This is a genomic window from Colwellia demingiae (assembly GCF_007954275.1).
GTDB lineage: Bacteria > Pseudomonadota > Gammaproteobacteria > Enterobacterales > Alteromonadaceae > Colwellia > Colwellia demingiae.
On sequence record NZ_VOLT01000006.1, the window covers coordinates 217,919 to 243,456 of the forward strand.

At 37.0% G+C, this 25,538-nt stretch carries 22 protein-coding genes, 1 other RNA gene and 1 pseudogene; 6 read left to right on the forward strand and 18 right to left on the reverse strand.

Translation table 11 applies throughout. The annotated features are described in order from the left end of the window. Nucleotides 1-677: 677 nt before the first annotated feature. The 17 genes and pseudogenes from ESZ36_RS13450 to pspA form a co-directional block, all read right to left on the reverse strand. Nucleotides 678-1,274 (reverse strand): hypothetical protein, encoded by a 597-nt coding sequence (locus ESZ36_RS13450; RefSeq protein ID WP_146788840.1) that lies wholly within the window; start codon nucleotides 1,272-1,274, stop codon nucleotides 678-680. Between the two features lie 7 nt (nucleotides 1,275-1,281). Beyond that, entirely contained in the window at nucleotides 1,282-2,247 is a 966-nt protein-coding gene (locus ESZ36_RS13455; protein ID WP_170235845.1) for an AAA family ATPase, read from the reverse strand. Between the two features lie 57 nt (nucleotides 2,248-2,304). After that, on the reverse strand, nucleotides 2,305-2,976 hold the full coding sequence (locus ESZ36_RS13460; protein WP_146788844.1) for a recombinase family protein: 672 nt from the start codon (nucleotides 2,974-2,976) through the stop codon (nucleotides 2,305-2,307). A gap of 835 nt (nucleotides 2,977-3,811) precedes the next feature. After that, nucleotides 3,812-4,387: a hypothetical protein gene (locus ESZ36_RS13465; RefSeq protein WP_146788846.1), complete on the reverse strand. Its 576-nt coding sequence runs from the start codon at nucleotides 4,385-4,387 to the stop codon at nucleotides 3,812-3,814. A 265-nt stretch (nucleotides 4,388-4,652) separates the two neighbouring features. After that, a complete protein-coding gene (locus ESZ36_RS13470; protein ID WP_146788848.1) occupies nucleotides 4,653-5,738 on the reverse strand; it encodes a site-specific integrase in 1,086 nt (361 codons plus the stop codon). A gap of 69 nt (nucleotides 5,739-5,807) precedes the next feature. After that, an RNA gene (ffs, locus tag ESZ36_RS13475) (signal recognition particle sRNA small type) lies at nucleotides 5,808-5,904 on the reverse strand. Between the two features lie 130 nt (nucleotides 5,905-6,034). Further along, entirely contained in the window at nucleotides 6,035-6,946 is a 912-nt protein-coding gene (locus ESZ36_RS13480) for a DUF3014 domain-containing protein (RefSeq protein ID WP_146788850.1), read from the reverse strand. Between the two features lie 214 nt (nucleotides 6,947-7,160). Further along, nucleotides 7,161-7,799, reverse strand: a complete 639-nt coding sequence (maiA, locus tag ESZ36_RS13485; protein WP_146788852.1) for a maleylacetoacetate isomerase — start codon at nucleotides 7,797-7,799, stop codon at nucleotides 7,161-7,163. Nucleotides 7,800-7,959: 160 nt separating this feature from the next. After that, nucleotides 7,960-8,949 (reverse strand): fumarylacetoacetate hydrolase family protein, encoded by a 990-nt coding sequence (locus ESZ36_RS13490; RefSeq protein ID WP_146788854.1) that lies wholly within the window; start codon nucleotides 8,947-8,949, stop codon nucleotides 7,960-7,962. Nucleotides 8,950-9,144: 195 nt separating this feature from the next. Next, on the reverse strand, nucleotides 9,145-10,695 hold the full coding sequence (gene tyrR, locus ESZ36_RS13495; RefSeq protein ID WP_146788855.1) for a transcriptional regulator TyrR: 1,551 nt from the start codon (nucleotides 10,693-10,695) through the stop codon (nucleotides 9,145-9,147). Nucleotides 10,696-10,872: 177 nt separating this feature from the next. Next, nucleotides 10,873-11,226, reverse strand: coding sequence for a 4a-hydroxytetrahydrobiopterin dehydratase (locus ESZ36_RS13500; RefSeq protein ID WP_146788858.1), 354 nt, complete (start codon nucleotides 11,224-11,226; stop codon nucleotides 10,873-10,875). Between the two features lie 112 nt (nucleotides 11,227-11,338). Then, nucleotides 11,339-12,154, reverse strand: a pseudogene (phhA, locus tag ESZ36_RS13505) (phenylalanine 4-monooxygenase); the annotation flags it as partial. Between the two features lie 221 nt (nucleotides 12,155-12,375). Beyond that, nucleotides 12,376-13,503 (reverse strand): YcjF family protein, encoded by a 1,128-nt coding sequence (locus ESZ36_RS13510; RefSeq protein WP_146788862.1) that lies wholly within the window; start codon nucleotides 13,501-13,503, stop codon nucleotides 12,376-12,378. Continuing rightward, nucleotides 13,500-14,975: a YcjX family GTP-binding protein gene (locus ESZ36_RS13515; protein ID WP_146788864.1), complete on the reverse strand. Its 1,476-nt coding sequence runs from the start codon at nucleotides 14,973-14,975 to the stop codon at nucleotides 13,500-13,502. Before ESZ36_RS13515 ends, ESZ36_RS13510 begins: the two co-directional genes overlap by 4 nt. Before the next feature lie 180 nt (nucleotides 14,976-15,155). After that, nucleotides 15,156-15,608 carry an envelope stress response membrane protein PspC gene (pspC, locus tag ESZ36_RS13520; protein WP_146788866.1) on the reverse strand — a complete coding sequence of 151 codons (453 nt, stop codon included), beginning with the start codon at nucleotides 15,606-15,608 and terminating at the stop codon, nucleotides 15,156-15,158. Further along, the gene (gene pspB, locus ESZ36_RS13525; protein WP_011044524.1) at nucleotides 15,605-15,832 is read right to left on the reverse strand and encodes an envelope stress response membrane protein PspB; all 228 of its coding nucleotides are present in this window, start codon (nucleotides 15,830-15,832) and stop codon (nucleotides 15,605-15,607) included. The genes pspC and pspB overlap by 4 nt, the downstream gene beginning before the upstream one ends. Nucleotides 15,833-15,894: 62 nt before the next feature. Beyond that, nucleotides 15,895-16,560, reverse strand: a complete 666-nt coding sequence (gene pspA / locus ESZ36_RS13530; RefSeq protein ID WP_146788868.1) for a phage shock protein PspA — start codon at nucleotides 16,558-16,560, stop codon at nucleotides 15,895-15,897. A gap of 236 nt (nucleotides 16,561-16,796) precedes the next feature. Between pspA and pspF the strand changes: the two genes are divergently transcribed. From pspF to ESZ36_RS13560, 6 genes are all read left to right on the forward strand, one after another. Further along, a complete protein-coding gene (gene pspF / locus ESZ36_RS13535; RefSeq protein WP_146788869.1) occupies nucleotides 16,797-17,915 on the forward strand; it encodes a phage shock protein operon transcriptional activator in 1,119 nt (372 codons plus the stop codon). Between the two features lie 31 nt (nucleotides 17,916-17,946). Continuing rightward, a complete protein-coding gene (locus ESZ36_RS13540; protein WP_246129103.1) occupies nucleotides 17,947-19,575 on the forward strand; it encodes an ABC transporter substrate-binding protein in 1,629 nt (542 codons plus the stop codon). Between the two features lies 1 nt (nucleotide 19,576). Continuing rightward, complete coding sequence (locus tag ESZ36_RS13545) at nucleotides 19,577-20,605, forward strand: ABC transporter permease (protein ID WP_146788874.1); 1,029 nt, start codon at nucleotides 19,577-19,579, stop codon at nucleotides 20,603-20,605. Beyond that, complete coding sequence (locus tag ESZ36_RS13550; RefSeq protein ID WP_146788876.1) at nucleotides 20,595-21,488, forward strand: ABC transporter permease subunit; 894 nt, start codon at nucleotides 20,595-20,597, stop codon at nucleotides 21,486-21,488. The genes ESZ36_RS13545 and ESZ36_RS13550 overlap by 11 nt, the downstream gene beginning before the upstream one ends. A 94-nt stretch (nucleotides 21,489-21,582) precedes the next feature. After that, a complete protein-coding gene (locus ESZ36_RS13555) occupies nucleotides 21,583-22,596 on the forward strand; it encodes a peptide ABC transporter ATP-binding protein (protein WP_146788878.1) in 1,014 nt (337 codons plus the stop codon). Between the two features lies 1 nt (nucleotide 22,597). Continuing rightward, nucleotides 22,598-23,374 (forward strand): peptide ABC transporter ATP-binding protein, encoded by a 777-nt coding sequence (locus ESZ36_RS13560; protein WP_146788880.1) that lies wholly within the window; start codon nucleotides 22,598-22,600, stop codon nucleotides 23,372-23,374. Between the two features lie 146 nt (nucleotides 23,375-23,520). Here the strand turns inward: ESZ36_RS13560 and ESZ36_RS13565 are convergent, their stop codons facing one another. Further along, a complete protein-coding gene (locus ESZ36_RS13565) occupies nucleotides 23,521-25,431 on the reverse strand; it encodes a SurA N-terminal domain-containing protein (protein WP_146788882.1) in 1,911 nt (636 codons plus the stop codon). Nucleotides 25,432-25,538 lie beyond the last annotated feature (107 nt).

Below are 25,538 nucleotides of genomic sequence, written 5' to 3' on the forward strand. Positions count from 1 at the left end.
TTGGGTACTGGAAAACGTTCTATATTGATGTCGTAGAACTATTTAGTAGATTTGGCATTACTTGCCCAATTATTTTGCAAAAGTTTTTGTGTAAACTTCAGATGATATTCATAACTTCTACGAAAAACTAATTAGACAAAATTATGTCTGGGCAAAGTTTGAACATAAATACGATGTAGGTTTTATTATCGATGTAACATCTGTGGTTTAACTCAATTACCAAAACGTCATATTCAACATAAAGTCGACATGAGTTTATTATCATATTCAGAGTTTTTCTGATATGAAAGTAAAGAAAAGCTATCACTAAAGCATTTGAATTTTTTGATGTAAATAGAAGAGAGATATAAAATTGGGAGTTGGTGGCAACCCAATCAGAGCCAACACTCGTCCCGTTTGGTTTAAAATCAAATAGTTAGAAGATTAATTTAAATTATATTGTATCAACTACCGTAGCAATAACACACAGATAATATCAACTTTAATTTTTGATAATGGTGTTGCTTTGCACTCTTTATAAAGCTGCCAGTAGATATAGGGCTGTTTTGCAGCCTATATATTGATATAGTATAATCTCGAGTTTATTGTCATCCTTCTACTATATATAGCTCTGTTCAAGTGTACCCCCTTAGTGTTGCAATGTTGCCCTATTTCTTCAGGCTGTTTTAGGGAGACTACTACCTATTTTTCAGGTAATTAGTAATATAGGTAGTTGCATATTCAGCCATTTCCAGTCTTTTATCTTTTAATAAAAGCTGACCATACGCTTCATATTTATTCTTAAACTCATGGGGTGTAAGCATTTCAATTTGATTTCTATTTGCATAATTAAAGGTCAGTTTGAGATTACTATTTTTACCTTTAAGTATTTTTACTCTTTGCTTTTGCATTGATGGATTAACTATCACTAGCTTTACTGAAGTACCTTTCATCCACTCTTTAGCCCATTGCAAAACAGCTATTTGTTTGTGAATAGAATTACTCCAACTATGGAGACGAATAAAGCATTCAGGCTTTACCTTAAATCTATCAGCCCTCAAGCGACACTGAGCTTTTTCAGCCGCTTCAAAATATGTATACCTATTAAGCTCGCTGTTGTGTTTATACTCGACAATGATTAATTCATTACCTTCCTCACGATATAACATCAAATCAGGATAAGCCCGTTTCACTTTGCCTGTTTTATCTTTATATACAATAGGTAAATCTTGCTTATTATAGCCGTTGTCTGACAACCATTTATCTTCACCAATTGAAGTTGCATATTTACTCATTAGTCACCTAAAAAAGTGGTTTGTTATCAGGATTCTGAGAAGGTAATTCACCAGTTTTCAATAAATGCCTGAATGCAGATAAGTCAAAATCGTCTTCAACCATTTGCCACATATGTTTACTTGCTTCCCAGACAGGTTCGATAGTGAGTTTTTTTCCAAGGCCTAAACCAAAACGATGATTAAAGACTTTTAATTTATCACGCGATTTCATATCTAATTGGTTAAGCAACCAATAATGATAAGAATTTAATTGTTCGACAATATCTAAATGATAATCAAATGTAGACAGACCTTTATCAGTAACTTTAAAGGCCATGTCATTAAGAGCCATATTCCAACCATCCCCACTACGCCCTTCTTTAATACCTGTAACTAAAGAAAAGGATTGGTCTGCTATTTTATCTATTCCACAAGTTCTATCCACCACAGTGATTGCATTACTTGAACCAGACCAAATCAATTCACCATCAATTTTATAAGCTTCTTTAGTAGTATGATGAATCATAATTACACTAGCACCTGCCGCTCTAAGTCTAAAAATCAAGTCATTTACTCTTTGCCATGACTCAGAACTGCCTTCATCTGTCAGTTGAAATAAAGTACGAACATTATCTATTACTACTAGGTCATGTTGATTCTTAATAACTATATCCACCAACTCTTCAAAGTTAACTTCTTCGTTTAAGTTTATTGGATTAACTTTATTACTAACCATGTCTGTACTAGACAGGTAATCTAAATTATTTGATTCACCCAAGCTCTCAAAACGGTCGCAAATTGTGTTGTAATGCATTTCCCCATCTATATATAAAACTTTTTTATTAGTCGCGCATGGAATGCTTAGGAACTCACCAGATTCACCTGCAATTGCTACAGCAAATGCATAAGCAAAAAGACTTTTTCCGCTTCCACTTGCACCATAGAAAAACAATGACTCCGATTCATAAAGAAAGCCATCAAGTAAAGGTTTCATGTCTGTCCTATGATTATAAAAATACTCACTTTTTCTTAAGAATTCCTCCATCTTTCGCTAGTCTTTCACTATCAAATTAGACAAAGCTTCAATTGGCTTTAGCCCTTTAGATTCTTTTACTTCGTTATCTATATAAGTGGTAGATAATATGCTTTCTAATATAGTTTTATCGATGTCTTCCAAGGTTGCTTGCTTAAGTTTATAAAAACTTGTTTTACCTATATTTAATCTCTCCATTATTTCTAAAGGCTTTAGACCTTCAGATACAAGTGCCTTAAATTCATCAACCTTTGCCATTGCCGTAGGCTTGCGACCCTTATACTTCCCTTCTGCTTTTGCCTTAGCTATTCCCTCTCTTTGTCTCTCCAACATAATTTCACGCTCGAATTGAGCAACAGCCCCGAACACGCTAAGCATCATTTTTCCTTGTGGAGTTGAAGTATCAAAGTTCATATCTAAGATTCTTAGCTGACATCCCTTATTTTCAATGCCTTCAACAATCGATAGAAGATTTGATACGCTACGTGCTAGACGGTCAAGTTTAGTGACTATCAAAACGTCATCACTTCTTAAGAATGATAAACAAATATCAAGCTGTTCTCTTTTACCAACACTACTTACTTGCTCTTGAAAAATCCGCTCACAACCAATATTAGTTAGTTCTTTAATTTGGGACTCAAAACCTGCGACTTGGTCAACAGTACTTGTTCTTGCATAACCTACTAACATAACAACCTCATGTAAGTTCATTTAGAGTCTAGAGTTTATACGGTATCGGTTCATAAAGTCAACAACAACTTTAAATGAACTATTTTGTGAGGTGATATTGTGTTCGTATAAGCCCTGCCCTAAATGAACAAGGAGAAGGTAAAACGCTCCAAGCCTATAGCTACGGAAACAATCAATATTGCCATTCCCCTTTTAAGAGCCTTTATACACGTGTACTTGAGCCAGATCCCGATTTTGGGTTTCAAAAGTAAAGGGGATACACTTTTATTAAGCTATTAAATATATTCTGATGAGTCATTTATTAAATATAACGTTATAAATCAGTGCGTTAATTGGTGGTAAGGCTAATTACAAACGCCCCATCACGGCGTATGAGAGAGGTTTTAAGGGTACTTATCGCCCTTTTAGTAGCACTTATTGGCTTTAAGATAACGCCCCTTAAAACACCTAAAAAGGCCTTTAGGTAAAGGATTACAAAGCACTTAACTTTAGGTTTTGTCAAAACATGCTGAAACAGGGCTGTTTCTTACAGCTAATGGGTAATGCCTGCCAATCTCAGATTTAATGGCAGTAGCGTTACCTAAAAGAAAAAAGCCCCCTACACACCCTAATCAATAAGGGGCACAGAGGACTAAAATCATTCATTTATTCAAATTCACCTGCAACTACTTCCCTTAATACCACAAAAGAGACATTAGCCATTTATATGAATAGTATATTTGGATTAGATTTTGTATCGATAACGTCTCATTAAGAGGAAAAAAATTGTCGGCTAAAATTAGCGACGAAGGAGCAAAAGCCAACAGTTACGTGTCCTTGTTTATTTTCTTATCTTTCAATCGAACACTTTAACCAACTCTGCTGAGTTCGCTGGTATTTGAACCCATTTCTCTCTAGTCGTTTTCCAAAATAACCTAAATTCATCTTGCCATGAATCTTCGCTAGATTTTAAAAAGTGATTACGATTATGATCTGAAGTATATCTACAAGAATCCATGATACCTTTACAACCTAGTTGTCTATCAATATTCTGACGTAGTTTTTCAATATTAATAATTTCTACACAGGCTTTCTTTTCCATTTTTTTAGCTATATCTTCACTAAAGGTATTACAAAATGAAAGAATAAGGCCGTCTTCTTTGTAGTAATTGGCTTTGATGATATCTGGCTGTTTAATTCCATTACTTGTGAAGTTTTTTATAGTTATATTTCTTGAACCTTCAATATGAATCCCGTGCTGTCTTAGACTAGGAATAGGCACTGCGGATTCATGGATCAGGTTTTCATCAGGAGTAAATATTCCTGCACGGTCTTCTGAGAGATATGAGCTTGCAAGAGAAATTGGAATTAAACCTCCTTTAATCCACGCATCAGCCCATTCTACTTCTGTCAAATATAGATATTTACGCATAAACAATCCTTGAAATATAGCAACTTATTATGTAAACGTTTCAGTAACTCCCATCTACTTGATTGTTTAGTAAAATAACTCAATAGTCTTTAATTTGAAACTGTTATTATGTTTTTGTTTTTGTTGATTTTATTTAGAGATGAAGATGGACATTACTGAGAATTATCAGTAATACGCCTATAAAAATAACATGATAGAACTACGCATTAGAAAATATAGGGAAAAAGATTAATTGCTAGAGTCAGCAATGCGCACATAACAGTCATCACTTTATAAACAGCATTGCCTCTTTCAATATTGATATATTTACGCATTTCCCATACCTATCATAAGTGATATTGCCATTTGAATGACCAAGTATCTGAGCAGCGAATTGGCTAGCTACACCACCTTGTTTCAATTCAGTAGCCACCGTATGTCTCAGTGAATGAAAATCTACGGTAGCTTTTTCACCTTTGATACCCGACTTGAATGGATTATTACGACTGAACCAACGACTCCCTGCATGACTAAAGCTCCCTCTAACTGGTCGCCATTCATGAAATAAACGTTCTTTCTTACATTCAGCTACCCATTCAAGAATACCTAACTCAATCAGTTTAGGGTGTGTAGGTATTGAGCGTTTAGCATTATCCGTTTTAAGAACATCACCTCGAATATGAATAGCCTCGGATGTTATATCATTAGGCTTAAGTTGACATATCTCATTCATTCTCGCCCCTGTATACCGACCAATCATAATCAACCAGTACTGAATGCTTTTATTACCGTACTTATTAGCGAATCTGTATAACTCAGCTAATTGTTCTGGGTTATAAGCATTACGTTTACTGGCTTGTGATGTTTTCTTCTCCATAACCTTTAAACCATCAAAGGGATTGATAGTCACCTCTACGTTGTTAGCGATAACCCACCTAAAGAAAGCATTGAAGTATTTAAGGTATCGGTTGAATGTTGGTATTGTTTTGATTTTTAACAGTGATTGCTTAACCGCAATAGCAGCTTCTTTATTGAGGTTAGTTTTAGGTAAGAACTTAAGGGAGTTTTCAATACGTGTGTATTCACGCAACGACCATCTATGACCGTTTTCATCTAAGTAAGCTTTGATTAGTAAACCAAACTTAGGAGTAGAAGCAACCGCAGCAGACGATTGTGGCTTTGATGCTTTAGCATCACAAGACACTTCCATGGGAGATTTATCGACCTCTCTCATCGTGCCGTGTAGAACATTTATAAGTAATTTAAAGGCTTCTTTTTTACAACGGGTACGTAAAGACTTCCAAACGGACTGATTTCGGTAGTAATAGATACCATTTCGACAATGAAGATAAGGAATTTTAGTAGCAAGCATGTAGCACCCTATGTAGCAGTTACGCTATATTGAGTCTAAGCTATTGATTTATTGGGAGATTGGTGGCAACCCAATCAGCCACACCTCGGCACATGAGTCGTCTGCTGCGGTTGCTTCCTTCCGGACCTGGCCGAGTTCACAGAGTATCATTGCGAGGGGACCGAAAGGGTCACCATAGAGGCTTTAAAGAATCATATCCTTAAAGCGGCGCAAATTATCGCTAATCATTTGAACAGATGCAAGTAGAAGTTAGAAAAAAACGACTACTTGATTGTTTTTTACTCTTATTATCTAAATTAACTTTTACTTTCTACTTTTTTAGCTAATTTTTCATTAATTTCTAATAATACCGACTTAATAATCAATAGGTTTTCTTTGCCAATACGCAACAGAAGTTTATCACTATCCTCTAATGCTTCTAATTGAGGATCCTGATATTTATACATTACACTGGTTCGAGTTACATCCATGGTGGACTTAGGCAGATCCATATCAAGTACTCTGGTTATTGCATCTTGCAATGTGTGAGTAAAATCTTCTTCATAACCTAATTCACTGTATGCCTCATCAATTAATGGCTTCATATCAATATACCAATTAACTAGCGTTGTGCTATCCACAGAGCGCAGCAAATCAACGTATAGATCAAAACGCTTGCTTGTCTTACTGTCCCATCCCCATACATTTTGCTCGCTATCAACATTGATTGACTGCTCATCAACAGAGAACTTCTCCTTAGGCTGAATAAAAAGGCTATGTTCATAGGCCAGTTGGCCTTGAGCAAAATTATCGGTAAAAACAACAAAACGGCGAATAATATCATCCGTGATTAGCAGTGGTAATAATTCATTTCGCCAAGTTAAATCTGGTAACTTCGCTTGTAACCAATCATCACTTTCATCTAATTTTGGTAAAATGATAGTCACTTCCTGTACTATCGGCTCTACATCTTCGACAGCAACAGTTAGCGGTAACTCTATAAGCTCTTCATCTTCTTCCTGCTCTTGTGTAGTGAGAGAAGCTGGCATCACTGGCTCTTGTTTTAATAATTCACTTGAGTCTATAGGGCGCTTTTCGATTTTTCCACCCGAAAACTGCCATAAAGCCACAGCCACTAAGATGAACGTAACAATAAAAATAATAAGCGGACCTGAGTTTCTTTCACTCTTGTCCTGCTCTTGTTGTTGTGTAGGTTCTGAATTTTCCATTGCCATCCGAATTATTTTTGTTAATGCTGAGTAAGGTATTATTGCAACGCTTTTTCTCTTGTGATGCAACCACCAAAACGTTTTTTATTGTTTTTTATGTGGTTTTTTGTACTATTTATTATTTAAGAATATCTATTACTTAAAAATAGCCGACTTCTTTACGGAAGGCTATTTAATATCAATATTTTTAAAGCATCGACGAGTTTGAGCCCTCTTACTGTGCATCTGACTGGTTTTCTGGTAATGCGTTAATAAAAGCAGGTAATTCATTACAATTTTTGACTATTTTATTAATAATTGGGTAAGCGCTCATATCGACGTTAAATCGATGAGCATTATAAACTTGCGCTACTAAACAGATATCAGCAACACTCACTGTATTGGCAAAACAATACAGCCCTGCACTGCTCGCTAATTGCTTTTCTATAGCGATAAAGCCAACATTCATCCAGTATTCAACCCATAATTGCTTCGCTTCATCGGTTATATTTAATGAGTTAGTTAAATATTGCTGCACTCGTAAGTTATTGAGGGGGTGAATCTCGCAAGCTATATCTAACGCTAAAGCATGTACTTTCGCTCTACTTTTTGCTTCTTTTGGATATAAAGCGTTTGCGCTGGTAGTTTGTTCCAAGTAATCAATAATAGCCAAAGATTGGTTTAAAGAGAAATCACCATCAACTAAAGTAGGCACTAATTGATTTGGGTTGAGCTCACTGTAAGTACTATGATGCTGTTCTCCACCATTCTTAACAAGATGCACTGAGATTGACTCAAAGGCAATACCTTTTAAGTGCAGTGCAATTCGGACTCGATACGCTGCTGTTGAGCGCCAATAGCCATAAAGTTTCATAGTGTTTCCTTATCAGGGTTATTATTCTTTACAAACAAAAATGCTAATTACCTGACCAAGTTAACTACTGTAGTTAGCCCTGTGTTGATAATTAGCATTTTTTTATTATATTTTAAAAGCTGAGTTAAAGCCGATGTATAAGTTTACCGCAACTTAAAAATTACTGCGCTTTATACTCAACCACTTTTTGATCAATTGAGCCAAAAATACTTGCGCCTTCACTGTCAAACATTTCAATGCGAACAGTATCACCAAAACTCATAAATGGGGTACTTGGCTTACCGTCAGCAATTATTTCTAACATACGTATTTCAGCTAAACAACTTGATCCTACTGAACGGTCATAGTTTGAAATCGTACCTGAGCCAATAACACAACCAGTTGAAAGTGGTCGTGTTTTTGCAGCATGAGCAACAATCGTTGGAAAATCAAACGTCATGTCCACACCGCAATTTGGTTGGCCAAACAGCGTTTCATTTAGATGTGTAGTCAATGGTAGGTGCAATTTTTTGCCATCCCACGCATCACCAAGTTCATCAGGCGTTACTGCTACTGGAGAAAATGCACTTGAAGGTTTTGATGCAAAAAAGCCAAAACCTTTCGCTAATTCACCTGGAATAAGATTACGTAGAGAAACATCATTTACCAACATTAATAACTTAATATGATTCGCGGCTTGCTCTACCGATATACCCATAGGAACATCATCAGTGATCACAGCAACTTCAGATTCAAAATCAATCCCATATTCTTCACTGGCAATTGAGATATCATCACGAGGACCAATAAATGCGTCTGAGCCACCTTGGTACATTAGTGGATCTGTCCAGAATGTTGCAGGCATTTCAGCATTTCTTGCTTTACGCACCAATTCAACATGGTTTACATAAGCGCTACCGTCAGCCCATTGATAAGCTCTAGGTAAAGGTGATTCACATGCCGTTTGTTCAAAAACTAAAGTATCAGTAATTTCATCATTATTTAGTGATTGATAAACTTCAGCTAGTTTTGGTGAAATCTCACTCCAATTATCAAGAGCTGCTTGTAAAGTTGCAGCAATATGACTAACCACTACCGCTTTATCCAGAGCGCGGTTAACAACTACCAGTTGACCATCGCGTGTATTATTCTTAAGTGTTGCTAGTTTCATTCTTAAACCTTTCTAATAGTTATCGATACATTTAAAGCATAAAAGTATGGTACGAATTTTTTCACTGACAACCAAGCAATAGTGGCAGCTTAGTGAAAACAAGACGGAAAATTTTCTTTACGGCTTTTATTACACTATCAAGTTGTCGAAAATACACGCATTGATGCCAAGTTATATCAATTCAACTAAACAAAATTAAATTTTAACTGTCTTTTTATTAATATCGTATTCACGTAACTTATTTGCAATCGCAGTGTGGCTAAGGCCAAGTTTTTTAGCGAGTTGTCTAGTACTTGGATAAGCAGGATACAATTTACGTAATAAATCTGCTTCAAAGCTTTTAACTGCAGCATCTAAGGTACCTTCGAACTCTTGTTCTAAATAGCCGTGTTCACGGGTATAAGCAGGTAACTGTAAATGGGTAGTTTCTATCTCATCCCCCTCCAGCAACGAAGCAGCACGTGTTAGTACATTCTCTAACTGACGAATATTACCCGGCCATGGATAGTGCTCAATAAAATCACGACAGTCATCGCTTACCTTAAGATGGGTACGGCCAATTTGCTGTGCGGCTTTGATAATAAAAAACTCAGCAAGTGGTAAAATGTCACTACGACGTTCTCTAAGCGCTGGTAATGTGAGGCCAAATACGTTTAATCTATAATAGAGATCTTCTCTAAAATCACCTATTGAAACAAGATTAAGTAGATCTTTGTTGGTAGAGCTAATGATACGTACATTCACGGTAACTTCTTGCTCAGAATCCACACGTCTAAAGCTGCCGTGTTGAATTACTCGCAACAATTTACTTTGTAACTTGGCTGACATTTCGCCAATTTCATCAAGAAATACAGTACCGCCATCAGCAAGTTCAAAGATTCCACGTTTACTTGATTCTTGCTCTTTTTCACCGACACCAAATAATTCAGATTCTGCAACATCATCAGGTAATGCGGCACAGTTTAATGTCATAAAAGGATGTTCTGCGCGTTCACTAGCACCATGACACGCTCTTGCTAATAACTCTTTACCGGTACCCGTTTCACCCATGATTAAAATTGAAGAGTCGAGTGACGACATACGTTTAGCTTCGCGAATGACTTTTCGCATTGCGCTTGAACTTGCTTGAATACCAGAAAAAGTATTCTCACTAGGTTGTTTAAAAACATTCATTTGTTGGCCAAGTCGTGCTTCAGACTTTAAAATGAGCACAGCGCCAGCAAGAACTTGCTTGTCTTCCTCATCAGCAACGTGAATTGGCATTATATCCGCGACAAAGTCATCACCTTGGAATTTCAAACGTCGAGTCTGAGCAAGTACATCATTGGCATCTAACCAACGATTAAAGTTGAAACCTTTCAACCACAAGCTAATGTGTTGACCGACTAGAGACGTTTCACTCTCACCAATAATACTAGAGGCGATGGTGTTAACAATTCGGATATTGCCCTTTCTGTAAATTGATATAAAGGGGTCTGGAAAGGTTTTTATTAAGGTAGCAAGTTCATTTCTTTCACGCTCAGATGGCATGTAAGGTGCAGTTTTCACATCGCCTACTCCTTCAAGCAAGCGTAATTGTGGCATAAATGTTTGTAAATCAGAGAAATCTAAACTGGGAATATTAATAAAAATACGGCCAGGTTGCATTAATTCAATGCCACGTACATTAATGCCGTGTTCGACAAAGATACCTAATACTTTTTGTCCCATGCCAACACGGTCATGACAAGTAATTTCCAAACGCATTCAATAGCCCTTAATCAAGAATTTAACTCAAGAATTCAACTCAAGAATTTAAATCTAGAGTTTAAAGAAAGGGCTATTGTAAACTAATTTTTACGATAAGAAAGCACAACATTAACCAAGTTACATTTTGTATAATATGCTGTGTCTTTATTTGGCTAATTATTCTATTGGAACGATTTAATCACCCAACTGATCTGTTTTCGCTGCACAAATAAAATCATTCTTGTGCAAACCACCAATAGAGTGCGTCCACCAAGTTACGGTAACTTTACCCCATTCAAGTAATATTGACGGATGATGAAATTCACTTTCTGCTAATTCAGAAACTTTGTTAGCAAATGCCCATGATAATTTATAATTTTTAAACTTGTATTCACGTTCAAGCATCATGACATTATCGCGTACTTGTGGCACCCAATCAGGAATTAATCCTATAAGTTCTTTGAGTTCTTCGTCACTTACTTTCGGTGCGTCAACATGACAAGCTTCACAGACTTGGCTCGCTAATTTATTGTTTGATTGTGCGGTCATTATTTATCCTTAATCAATTCTTTAGGTTTATTAGCAATAATTATTATTTAATCATCACTGAATGAGTACTGAGTTAGTACTGAGTTAGTATTTTTTACTTTTTATAGAAATATTAACTGGCTTGTTTTACCGGAAATTTAGCCTGATGCAAACCAAGTGCTTCTGCTTCAGCAACCAGTTCCATGATGTCATCAACTTCAAATTTTCGAATGTCATCTAAATCAGAGACTTTGGTTAGCAAATAGTAAATTGGCTGCATAATATCTATTCGATAAGGGGTTCTTAAGACATCTAATATATCAAAAGGCTTACGATCAACGTCAGTATTATTCATGGCGTAATCGGTTTCTCCAGGAGAAGAAAGCACTCCACCACCGTATATACGCAGCCCTTTTGGTGTATCAAGCAAACCAAATTCAATAGTAAACCAATACAAGCGCGCTAAAAACACGCGCTGCTCTTTAGTCGCATTTAAGCCCATTTTTCCATAGGCTTCGGTATAATTTGCAAATGATGAGTTGGTCAGTAATGGGCAATGACCAAATATTTCATGAAAAATATCTGGTTCCTGCAAGTAATCCATTTCTTCCCTACTACGAATAAAAGTAGCAACAGGAAACTTCTTTTCAGAGAGTAATCTAAAGAATTCGCCAAAACCTATTAATGCAGGAACTGGGTAACATTCCCAACCAGTAGATGCTTTTAAGACCTTACTTACTTCATCGAGTTGAGGTATTCGGTCAGTCGGTAAGTTTAATTTTGCTAAACCTTCATGATATTCATCACACGCTTTATCTTTAATGCATGTTATTTGACGAGTGAACAGCTCTTGCCAAATGAGGTTCTCTTCTGTAGACCACTGTATGAAGCCATGTTCATCAGGTACCTTCGAAGCATACTTTGTTCCTTTTGCCATGTTATTTACCTTTCTTCTTAAGCGACGTTGTTATCGTTTTTATAAAATAATTTTTTCATAAACGCCTTAACGTTAAGGTGTTAATGAATTAAATTTTTGTTTTATTACTGTATTCATCTTAAGACATCTAGGGAGATAAAATAAAGCAACACGAAACGGTCAAAAAACAAACAAAGGCATTTGTTGTACATGAAAGGTTACATGATTAATTACAGCACAATATTATTGTGCTGCTATTTTTTTGAAGGGCTGACTAAGGTTTTAATTTGCTGAGCAATTTTTTTACGGACTTGCGTTAACTTTGGTTTTTCTTTAAAAGGTATAGGTCGGCATAGCTCCATTGTTTTAGCGCCTAACCTCGCCGTAAGCATTCCAGCACCCAATCCTTGCGCAAATCGGGCAGATAACTTACCTAACAATTCGGCACCCAACATATCACTGCCAAAATCAGCAACTAACTCGCTAGCGCCAGCATAAGCCATATTAACAAAAACTTGCTTTATTAACTTAATACGACTCCAATACCCTAATTTTAAGCCGTAAAGTCCTGCTATTTTATTTATCATACGTAAATTACGCGATAACATAATCAACATATCTATTAAAGCAACGGGGCTTAGAGCAATTAAAACAACCGCTTCGGTAGAAAATTTATCAACTTCGTTTAATGCTTTTTCATCAACTTTACTTAATACCACACGTGAGTAGAGTTGAACTAATTCACTAGAGCTATAATCAGCTGCTAACGCATCATGCCAAACTTGCTGCTCTTTGGGGCAGTCAAAAACCAAATCGCAAGGTAAGTTATCACTAATATTTTCACAAAAATCTCTCCCGCGTTTATTGGAGTTCTCCGTTAATTGCTCTGAATCTATTAGTAACAACTCAGTTGCTTGCTGTTTCATTTTTTGACGATTTTTAAATTGTCTCAACCCTATGAACTCACGCCATAGATAATTTCCACTGACTAGAGTCAACGAGGCTAATAACAACGCATAAAGACTAGTAACTATCGGGGATTGTTCGAAACCTGCGATAAAAAAATCAACGGCTTCAATAGCGAGTAAAATTACAAATAAAGTACCTATGGTACGCCACAGCCATGAACGTTTTCCGCCCTGTACAAGATCAATATCTTGATGAAGCTGCTCATCGTTAAGTTCAGCTTCCCTCTGTTCATCGAGTCCATTTTCATCAAGCGACATATGGAGGTAGGTATCATTATCAAAAACGACTTGTTCGGTAAAAGTAGCACCGACCTCCCCGTCTTTGAAGGGGTCTTTACCTTGCTCTGTGACAGAATCACTTTCGCTAAAAAGAATTTGCTGTTGTTGTAAGTTTTCATTATCTTTAGTGGTCATATCATTTTATCTGCTAGTAAAAACTGTAATACTTGATCCATTCGCACATGCGGTAAACATTGCTGTTTATTAAGTCCACTTAATGGTGCGAATTCTATAAAATTAAAACTATTCGATTGCCAATAATCATCGTTAGGTAATTGACTTGGAACTGCGCCTGGAAACACAGTGATTTTTTGACCAAAGATACCTGCCGATTCTTCCAAGTTAGCGTGACCTATGCTTTGACCTTGAATAACAGGAACATCGACTCCTTTATGCTTACTCATACCTGAGTGGGTTGCTTTAACAGAAGCAATAGCTAACGTTTTAACTTGCACTGATTCATAGTTTAAATGCTGCTTATTCTGGTGAATCAATTGATTCAGTAATGCCACCATGGGTCCATGTTGCTCAGGAGTGACATGGTCAGCTTTGGTTGCACCAAAAAGTAGTTTATCGATTTTTGGTGAAAATAAACGGGAAAAGAAACCTGATTTACCATAATTATAACTTTCTAAAATCATCGACATCGCTAACTCTAAATCGGCGAAGCTTTCTTTACCTTTGTTCAATGACTTTAAACAATCAGCAAGTACTATTTGTCGATCGAAACGAAGAAAGTGCTCACGATAAAACTTACGCACTACCTGTTCTTTATATTCCAAGTATCGTGATCGCAACATACCAATAAAGCTATCATCAGGTGCATTTTGATAGTCATTACCATCAAGTTTATCTAAACCGGGTAAAGGGAAAAACTCTAGAATAGGTGCACCGGCTAAGTCACCAGGTAATATAAACCGACCTGGCTGGATGACTGACAAACCTAATTGATGGCGAAAAGTGTGTAATAGCACGGTATATTCTTGCGCTAATTCTGATAAAAGCTCTTCACTAGCACAGGCAAAGGGGTCTATTTTATTTAGCTTAGCTAAGAAGCTATGACTAAGCTCTGCCCTTGGCGAACTTGTCATTAATGAATATGTTTGCTGTGACCATTCTTGATACGTTTGCTTAAGCATGGGTAAATCAAGTAACCACTCACCTGGGTAGTCTGTAATATCTAATGTCAGTGTTGCCATGTCTGTGGCATATTTTAGTATTGAATTTTTAGGCTGATACCGAATAGCTAAGCGCAATTCGCTGATACCATGAGTCGGTTCAGGCCAAGTTGCAGGCTCTGACGTTAAAGAGCTAATTGCTGAGTCATAATCAAACCTTGGCACATGGTAGTGTTTTTGTGGCACACGCTTAGCCGCAATAAAGTTACCATTATGAACAGGGTCAAAAAAACTAAGTTTAGTGCCATTACCTTCATTGATTAATTGGTTCACCAGTGAAGTAATAAATGCTGTTTTACCGCTACGGCTTAACCCAGTAACCGCCAACGTTACATGCTGATCGATAGTGCGATTGAGTAACTCATTGGCTTTATGCTTTAGCTTATCTAAGCCACGCTTCTTCAGTATTGATTTACTTATTAATGCCATAACGAATTGATAACTTATAAATTTAGATCTGCTTTTAACGTAATTTTATAATAAGGTCTTTTAATTAAAATTACACCTGATTGATTGATTTTTATTAGAAATATAGCGCTTAACTATAGGAACAAACGTCTTTTAGTACTGATAAATAGAAAAGCTGTCTACTGACAGCTTTCTTAACATCTACAACTTATTAATCTCCCTAGAAACCGTAAACTCCGCCGATGTAACATATTGCTCCATAGCCTGTACTTTTCCTTCTAGCGAACGAAACTTACGACGAATATCATAGAGTGCTTGTTTAGGTGGTTCACCTGCTTGCCAAATTCGAGCTTTCACCTTGATTGACTCATTACTTACATCAACTTTTCTCTTTCCTTGTTGATGGCGTTTTGAATACTGACTTTCACCTGGCTCGTGATTACCACTCGTTGTTTTCTCTGGCGCTTTATCTAGAATAAACCAAGCAGCTACGTATCCTAAGATAAGAAACGGCATGCCAAACAACACACCCGATACCACTAGTATTCTAACTAACCAAGTTTCCCAACCAAAGTAATCTGCTATGCCAGCGCAAACACCTGCTATCTTTCCTTGCTCAGCGTTACGATATAACTCACCTCTTTTTCGATTCATAATTTGGTTCTCCAGTTTGGGGTCTCCACATCTAAAATCGCTTCGAGGGTTTGAATCCTATCAGCCATGGTATCTGCAACTTCTGATAATTCTGATAATTGAATATACTCTTCCTGGCTTAAACCTTGGCTAACTTGCTTTTTACTGCGGTAATGCAAAACCAGCCATATTGGAGCAACAATAATCATAAAAATAATGACGGGTGCGACAATGATCTCTTCCACAATACTTCTCCTTTAATCTATTCTACCGATAGTTTTATTTATGTTTTCTTGATGTTGTGATGTTATTTTTGGTCGTTTTTCATCTTAGCTTTTAACTGCGCTAATTCATCATCAACCTTTTCATCTGATTCAAGACCCGCTATCTCATCTGCCAGCGACTTGCTACCTAAATCATATGACTCAACTTCCGCTTCAATATCATCAACTTTACGCTCATAATGATCAAAACGACTTAGGGCATCATTAACACGTGTACTATGAATATTCTCTTTTACTTTTAAACGAGAACTCGCAGATTTTTCACGTATAACAATTGCTTTTTGACGTACCTTAGCATCGCTAAGCTTATCTTGTAATTGCGAGATTTCACCTTGTAACTTGCTAAGATGTTCATTGGTATGCGCTAACTCATCTACTAAGGCTTGCTCACTTTCACTGCTCTTTTTCTTTTCCATCAAAGCAGCACGAGCTAGATCTTCTCGATCTTTACTTAAAGCCAATTCAGCTTTTGCTTGCCATTGCTCAGCATCTTGCTCAAGACGGTCCACTTGGCGGGCTAATTCTTTTTTATCTGCCAGTGTTTTTGCTGAACTAGAGCGCACTTCAACTAAGGTATCTTCCATTTCTTGAATGATCAAGCGTACCATTTTTGCTGGATCTTCGGCTTTATCTAATAAATTATTAATATTAGAATTAATAATGTCGGTGAATCTTGAAAAAATACCCATAACAACTTCCTCAACTGATGGCTAAATCATGCCAAACTGTATTTACTTTGCTTAAACTAAGCATTAACTTAGCGTTGAATTACTTCTTCAAGACATTCATGTTTCACGCCAACTTTCTAAACAAGGATAACAAGTTGTTTTTAAAGACTTTATTTTTTATTAAAAAAAGACTTTCAACCTATCAAGTAATAAAATACACTATTTGTTAGTGAAATAAACCAACATTTGAATTTACTATGGCGCGTTTTAACCAACAAGATAACCTTCTTGGCCAATCAAATAGCTTTTTAGAAGTACTCGAGCAAATATCCCAAGTTGCGACGTTAAGTAAACCAGTACTTATTATTGGTGAACGAGGTACAGGTAAAGAGCTTGTTGCCGCACGTTTACACTTTCTATCTAAACGTTGGGAACAGAGCTATTTAAAGCTTAATTGTGCCGCATTAAATGAAAACTTACTTGAAACAGAATTGTTTGGTTACGATAGTGGCGCTTTTACTGGCGCCAATAAGCGTCATGAAGGACGATTTGAACGTGCGGATAAAGGTACACTCTTTTTAGATGAGATTGCCAATACTTCAGGCCTTATTCAAGAAAAGTTACTGCGCGTAGTTGAATACGGCGAATTTGAACGTGTTGGGGGCTCAAGAACAATTAATAGCGATGTTCGTTTGGTCGCTGCAACCAATGAAGACTTACCTACGTTAGCAGCATCAGGGCAATTTAGAGCAGATCTATTAGACCGCTTAGCATTTGATGTTATTACCCTACCTCCACTTAGAGAACGTTTAGACGACATAATAATGCTCGCAGAACATTTTGCCATGAACATGGCCCGTGAACTTGAGTTTGAATTATTTAGTGGTTTTACCGAAAAAGCTAAACGCAGCCTGCTTGAATATCATTGGCCGGGTAATATTCGTGAATTGAAAAATGTCGTTGAACGCAGTGTGTATCGCTGTAACAATCCACATTTACCCGTTCATGAACTCATCATTGACCCATTCGAGTCTCCCTTTAGGCCGAACCAACGAATTAAAACTTATGATAGAGTCAACGAACTCAATAAAAGTAGTGTTTCATCGAGTGATAACGCAGTTGATGATACCGCTACAGTTGCACCTTCAACAGTCGACAGTGCTAAAGTAGCACCGAAAATAGTGACTCAACAATTCCCTCAGTCATTAAAAACACTATCACAAGAGTATGAAATAGAATTAATACAAACAGCATTAGCTCATTGCCAATTTAATCAAAAGAAAACCGCAGAAGCACTCGAATTAACTTATCATCAATTAAGGGGCTATCTAAAAAAATATAACTTGCTTGATGGTAGTATTACCGATGAACTTTAAATCGATATTCTCGCTAACAATAGCGGCTTTCGTGAGCCTTTTAACAGGTTGTAATGAAGGTAATAAATTGTCTTTAAGTGAGCGTAGTATTATCTATTGCTCTGAGGGTTCTCCTGAAACATTCAATCCTCAGCTCAGCACATCAGGCACAACTTCTGATGCTACAGCTAAGCAGCTTTATAACAGCCTGATTGTTTATAAAGGTAAAAACAACATTTTAGCACCTTCTTTAGCAAAGTCTTGGCATGTGACCCGTGACGGCAAAAAAATCACCTTCTACTTGCGCCAAGATGTTAGTTTTCATCAAACAAGCTACTTTACCCCAACCAGATTGCTAAATGCAGATGATGTTTTATTTAGCTTTAACCGAATTTTAGATAAAGAACACGCTTTTCATCATGTATCAGGAAATCAATATCCTTTTTTTCAAAGTGTAAAGTTTTCAGAGCTTGTTGATAAAATAGAAAAAATTAATGACTTTACTGTTCGTTTTATTCTAAAACGTAATGATAGTTCTTTCTTAGCTAATTTAGCGACTGATTTTGCTGTAATTTTATCTGAAGAATATGGACAAATACTCCAAGATAAAAATTCTGGGCATGAAATTGATATATTTCCTATTGGTACTGGCCCTTTTAAACTTAAAGATTACCGTGTTGGTTCATTAATCCGTTTCTATCGCCATGAAGCATATTGGCAAGAAAAGGCAAAAATAGAGCAGCTTGTTTATGATATATCCCCTAGAGAAACGAGCCGTTTAACTAAGCTCTTAGCAAAAGAGTGTGATGTCAGTAGTTACCCCATAGCACATGCAAAAATTGCAGAAAGAAGCGATTTAAAATTAGAATCGATTACTTCATTAAATGTAGGGTACTTTGGTTTTAATACTCAAAAAGAACCTTTCAATAATAAAATTGTTCGCCAAGCCATCAGCTTAGCGATAAACAAGCAGGCATTAATTGAAACAGTTTACCAAGGTCAAGCTGCATGGGCTAAATCTATATTACCCAAAACTTCATGGGCTTATGATAAAAACACACCTGAATTAGGTTATGATCCTGTTCGTGCTAAATCTTTACTCGAAGTAGCTGGTTACCCCCAAGGATTCACGATGGACATATGGGCAATGCCTGTCCAAAGACCATACAATCCAAATGCCGTAACGATGGCAAAACTTATCCAAGCTGACCTAAAGAAAATTGGCGTAACCGTTAAGATTGTTAGCTATGAATGGAGCACCTTTTTACGTCGTTTGTCACAGGGTGAACATCAAAGCTTTTTACTCGGCTGGACTGCAGATCATCCCGATCCCGATAATTTCTTTACCCCTATACTCAGTTGCTCAGCGAGCAAACTAGGTAATAACCGTACATTTTGGTGTAATAAAGAATATGACCAATTATTGGAGAATGCACTTAAAACAACGAATATGAATAAAAGAAAAAGCTATTATGCTAAGGCTATGGCAATAATTAATGAAGAAATGCCTTTATTAGCTATTGCCCATTCAAAACGTTTTCAAGCCCGTGGGATAGATGTCGAAGGTGATATACTTTCAAACTTTGGCGGCATCAGTTTTTATAATGCAGCTAAAAAGGCGATAAATAATGAAGTTAAAAACGTAGTTCAGCCTGAGATAGCTGATAAGGCGAGTAACTAATATGCTTACCTTTACCTTACGCCGGTTAAGTTTATTTATTTTTACCATGCTGGTATTAACTCTTTTATCATTTAGTTTAAGCTTTTTATTTCCTGGTGACACTGTCATTAATCACTCGGGTCAGATTAATGCTACAGCAACAGAGTTAGCTCATCTGAATCAAGTGTACCAGATGGATAAAAGTATCTTTAATCAATATGGTGCTTACTTAACGCATATTCTTAATGGTGATTTTGGTCAATCAATGGCGAGCCAATCACCGATTAGCAATGAAATAATAAAATTATTACCTGCAACCATAGAGCTGAGCTTAGTCGCTTTACTTATCGCTATGTTAGTAGGTATTCCTCTTGGATTTATAGCGGCAATAAAGCACAATAAAACCAGTGACAATGTCATTTTATCACTGGCTATGCTGGGTTATTCCATTCCTGTTTTTTGGCTAGGCCTATTAGCCATACTGGTATTTTCAATAGGACTTGGCTGGTTGCCTTCAGCAGGTCAAATCAGCCTTCTGTTTGAAATAGAGTTTGTCACGGGTATTCAATTTTTTGATATTTTACTTAGCGATAGCCCTTACAAATGGCAAGCATTTAGGGATGCTAGCGCCCATATGATTTTACCTGCCTGTGTGATCGCTTTAGCACCCGCAACTATTTTCATCCGCTTATCACGGGCATCGATGATTGAAGTATTAGCCGCCAGTTATATCAGAGCGGCTCGCGCCAAAGGTTTAAGTTTTCAGCAAATAATATTTCGACATGCCATACGAAACGCACTGATACAAATAATACGCCATGTGGGTTTACAATTTGCTAATTTAGTCACTATCGCAATGGTAACAGAGGTTATCTTCAGCTGGCCAGGTATTGGTCGTTGGCTTATAGATAGTATTTACCAGCGCGATTACACTGCCATTCAAAGTGGTTTGTTAGTGCTTTCTTGCTTTATATTTATTGTTCATATTTTAACTGATTTTATTTATGCAGCTCTCAACCCATTAGCGCGAGGTAATAATCATGGCTCGTGAAAAAATATATCTTGAAGAGGTATTTCCCTCTCCGTTCATGCAATTATGGGGCATTTTTCGCAAAACTCCTGTTGCCATGATTGGTTTTTGTTGTTTCATATTTTTAATTTTACTCGCTATTTTCGCTCCAATATTAGCCCCCTACACCCCAGTAGATGGTAATTTGGAAATGATATTATTACCACCGGCTTGGCATACAGATGGCAATGTTAGTTATCTATTAGGTACTGATGAACTTGGCCGTGATATGTTATCTAGGCTAATGTACGGTACATCGCTTACCTTTGGTTTAAGCTTTATTGTAGTCATTTTCTCTCTGGTTATTGGCGTGGTTATTGGCTCTTTATCCGCGTTAACTAGAGGCCTTAAATCAAGTTTTTTAAATCATTTCCTCGATGTAGTATTATCTATTCCGTCACTATTACTCGCTATTATTATTGTTGCTATTCTAGGGCCTGGTATCAGTAATACAGTCTGGGCAATAGCGATTGTATTTATTCCGCAATTTATTCACATTACCCGGTATGCGGTAAAAGAAGAGTTTAGAAAAGACTATGTGCTCGCATCACGTCTTGATGGGGCCAGTAATTTTCGTATTTTGTACTACTCAGTGTTTCCAAATATTGTTGAACGTTTAATGAGTCAAGCTACTCTTGCGCAATCTGCTGCAATATTAGACATAGCGACATTAGGTTTTTTAGGCTTAGGGGCACAAATACCTTTACCTGAATGGGGTGCTATTTTAGCCAATGGTCTTGAGCGTTTTTATATAGCACCTTGGACAGTTTACTTACCTGGCTTAGCCATTTTATTTGCTGTTGTTGCTACTAATTTAGTCGGTGAAGGTATTCGCCATGCACTCAAGTTGCGTAAGGAAAATTAATGGTATTGTTAACCATTGCAGTAGTAATAGGCAATATTGATTTGTCTTTTCAAACATTAACCATCCCCTTAAATAGAGCGCGTAAGTAGAGCTTATGAATTTACTCGACATCCGAAATTTATCCATTGAGCTTGATACACCCAGTGGTCGTGTATTGGCTGTAGACAGGGTCAGTTTATCGATAAAAGAAGGGGAAGTACGCGGATTAGTGGGTGAGTCTGGCTCAGGAAAATCACTATTAGCGCAAGCCATTATTGGTGTTTTAGAAGATAAGTGGCATGTTCATGCTGACCGATTTCATTGGCGAGGAATCGATTTATTACGTCTGTCCATTGATGATCGTAAGGCCTTATTATGTCGTGATATCGCGATGATTTTCCAAGAGCCGATGAGCTGCCTTGATCCCACAACTTTGATAGGTGAACAGTTAAGTGAAGCCATTGATACTTCACAATTGTCTGGTTACTTTTGGCAACGCAAGAAACAACGTAAAGAAGCGGTAATAAAGTTACTGCACAAAGTAGGCATTAAGAAGCATGAACAATGCATTAATAGCTACCCTCATCAACTGACTGAAGCTATTTGTCAACGTGTTATGATAGCAATAGCGCTTGCAGGTAGACCTATTTTATTAATTGCCGATGAACCTACGGCGGCAATGGAAAGTACAACCCAAGGACAAATATTTAGGTTACTTGCTAATTTAAACCAATTGAAGAACATGTCTATTCTATTAATTAGCCATGACTTAGAAAACCTTACCCATTGGACCAACACCATTACCGTTATGTATAGCGGTCAGTTTGTTGAGGCCGGCAGCACTGAGCAAATATTTAATAAACCTATGCATCCTTATACCCGTGCTTTAGTCGATAGTAGTACCAAGGCCAATTTACAGCTGCCGACAAAATCTCGACTGATGACCTTACCGGGTAGTATTCCCGTTCTGCAACATTTGCCTATAGGTTGTAGACTTGGTCCTCGATGTCCAAGAGCACAACAAACTTGTGTAGCTGCGCCAACAGTGAGTAATTACCATGGCCATAAAGTAAGTTGTCATTTCCCTTTACTTAGGGAAACAGGGAAAAAAGTAAAGGGATCACATTAAGATGAGTGTTTTATTAGATGTTAAGGACATAGCAAAATCTTTCAAACTCAAAGGACACTGGTACCATAAGCGTAAGTTGAATGCCCTATCACCGTTATCTTTTGCCATTGAAGCAAAGAAGACCCTAGCAATTGTTGGCGAAACAGGTTCAGGTAAGTCAACCTTGGCAAAAATATTAGTTGGTGCAGAAACGCCAACCACGGGTAAAATATATTTAAATGGGCAGTTGTTAAAAAACCAACATTTTAAACAAAGATGTCAGCATATTAGGATGATATTCCAAGATTCTGGCACGACCTTAAACCCTAGCTTAACCATTCAAGAGTTACTCGATGAGCCATTAATACTTAATACGGTATTAAATGAAAAACAGCGTAAAAATCTAATCCGGACTACGCTACAAAAAGTAGGTCTGCTTGGCGATCACATGAATTTTTACCCTCATATGTTCTCTGGTGGACAGAAGCAAAGGATATCACTTGCTCGGGCAATTATATTACAACCTCAGGTAATCATCCTAGATGAAGCATTAGCAGCATTAGACCCCTCATTACGCTCGCAAATGATTAACTTGTTACTCGATTTGCAACAGCAGATGGGGTTAGCGTATATTTTGATTTCTCACAACTTAGGTATTGTTCGCCACTTTAGTGATGATGTAATGATAATGTCGCAAGGTGAGGTAGTTGAATCAGGAAAAACCATTGAAGTAATGCGTAACCCTCAACATAAAGTGACTCAGAAGTTAATGATGAGCCAGAACTTCCAGATTAAATAAACTACAATTTTTTCTTTTAAGTTTATATACCCGTATACTCATTTAATAAATTTAATCTTTCGTGAAACATAACACATAAAAAAAGCCAATCGCAGGTTACTGCGATTGGCTTTTTTAGTCGCAAATGCGACTAACTATCTCGATTATTAATAAGCAGCTACTGGTTCAGCAACTTGCTTACGTGTTATTTCAGCACCCACTTTTAATGAGTTTACAAAGCTTTGATAAGCTGACTTAGCTAACTGAGAAGTTTGTTGCTGAGCTAAGTTAGGAGTAGCGGCAACGTCGTTGACACCCACTGCTGTAACTTCAATAAGAGCAAGATCACCATTACTCAAAGCAACTGTTGACGCCGATATAACGCCACTTACAGGATGTGGCAAAACAAATGCTGCACGACTGATACTTTGGTCAACTTCAGGGCTATAACGGGCAACTTTCTCTTTGTTAACAAAACTAGTACTAAGAGCTGTTAGTTGCGTAGAAATGTCGGTACCTGCATTAAAATCAGCTAATAATGAGTCAACTGTCTGTTGAGCTTTTTCAGTCGCTTTTTGGTTTACTAAGATATCTTTAATTTGTACTTCAACTTCAGATAAAGGCTTAACGTTAGCTTCTTGGAAAGTATTAAGGCGTAGAACAAGGGCAACATCATCATTAATTTCAATTAGGTCAGAGTTCATGTTGTCTTGTAAAACTATCTCTGAAAAAGCGGCTTCAATTGTTTTAGCTTGATCAAAAGGAGCACTGTTACCACCACGTAATAACCAAGGAGACGTTTGTATAGTAACATTTACCTCTGCTGCGGCATCTTCTAGGCTATCAGGAAATTCAAAGCTAATACGAGCCATTTCTTGCTGTAAAGTAAAGAATTTTTCTTGTGCTTGATCATTACTTAATTTACTACGTAACTCAGCCTGTACATCAACTAAAGCTTTTACAACTTCTTCTTTATAATCAGTTAATTTCAGTACGTGATAACCAAAGCTAGTTTTAACTAATTGACTAATATCACCAACATTGAGTAATGTTAACGCTGCTTCATCGAAACTTTCTTCCATTACACCTGACTCTAACCACTCTAGATCACCACCATTCTCACCGCTAAAGGTATCATTAGATACTTCTTTAGCAAGTACGGCAAAATCTTCACCTTGTTCAAGGCGGGTTAGTACAGTTTGTGCTTGTGTTTTCGCTGCTTCATCATTACCGTCATTAAATTCAATAAGGATATGAGAAATACGACGCTGCGCTTCTTCAGTAAAACTTGCTGCATTCTCTTGATAATATTTAGCTACCTCTTCATCAGTAACATTAATATCTTTCGCAAGGTCAGCAACATTTAAACTGATATAGTCTACTTTAACTTGTTCTTTATTTTGAAAGCGAGCTTGATTAGCTAGGTAGTAGCTATTTACTTCTTCATCCGTTAATTCAATAGTCGCTTTAAACTGCTCTGCAGAAATTGTAGCGAATCTGATATCACGTGTTTGATTTTGTAACGCAAGTTGTAACTTCTCTTGATAAGGTAAGTTAAATTCAGTAGCAATTAATGCCTGACTTAACTGACGACGAGTCATTTCAACACGTAAATAATCACGGAAATCTGATGATTGGAAGAAACCGGCTTGATTAATAATTGCTAAATAGCGATTGTTATCAAAAGTACCGTCAACTTGGAATTCAGGCATCTTACGGATAGTTTCTTTCAAACGAAGATCAGAAACACGAATAGCAAGAGCTTCACTGTTTTGATCAATTAATTTTTCATTAATTAGGTTATCTAAAACACCTTGGCGAAAGTTAGCCATATAATTAGCATCATTAGATAAGGTATCAAACATTTCACCAAACTGTTGCGCCATTCGGCCACGCTGTGCTTGATAAGCTTTATTAAATGCTTGTTGGCTGATTGCTTCACCATTAACAGTTGCTACTGAAGTATCAACTGAGTTGGTATAACTTCCAACACCTGCAACAGCGAAGGTTAGGATAATCAGACCAAGAATAATTTTGGCAGTTAATCCCTGCGATTTTTCACGAATATCTTCTAACATTTATTTCTCTTTTTTTATGCCTAAAAATTCTAGACTTAAGTATCTTTAAAGTAAAGTTGCTCGCGATTTTAGCAGATGATAATACCAAGTGCATTAATTTATTGACC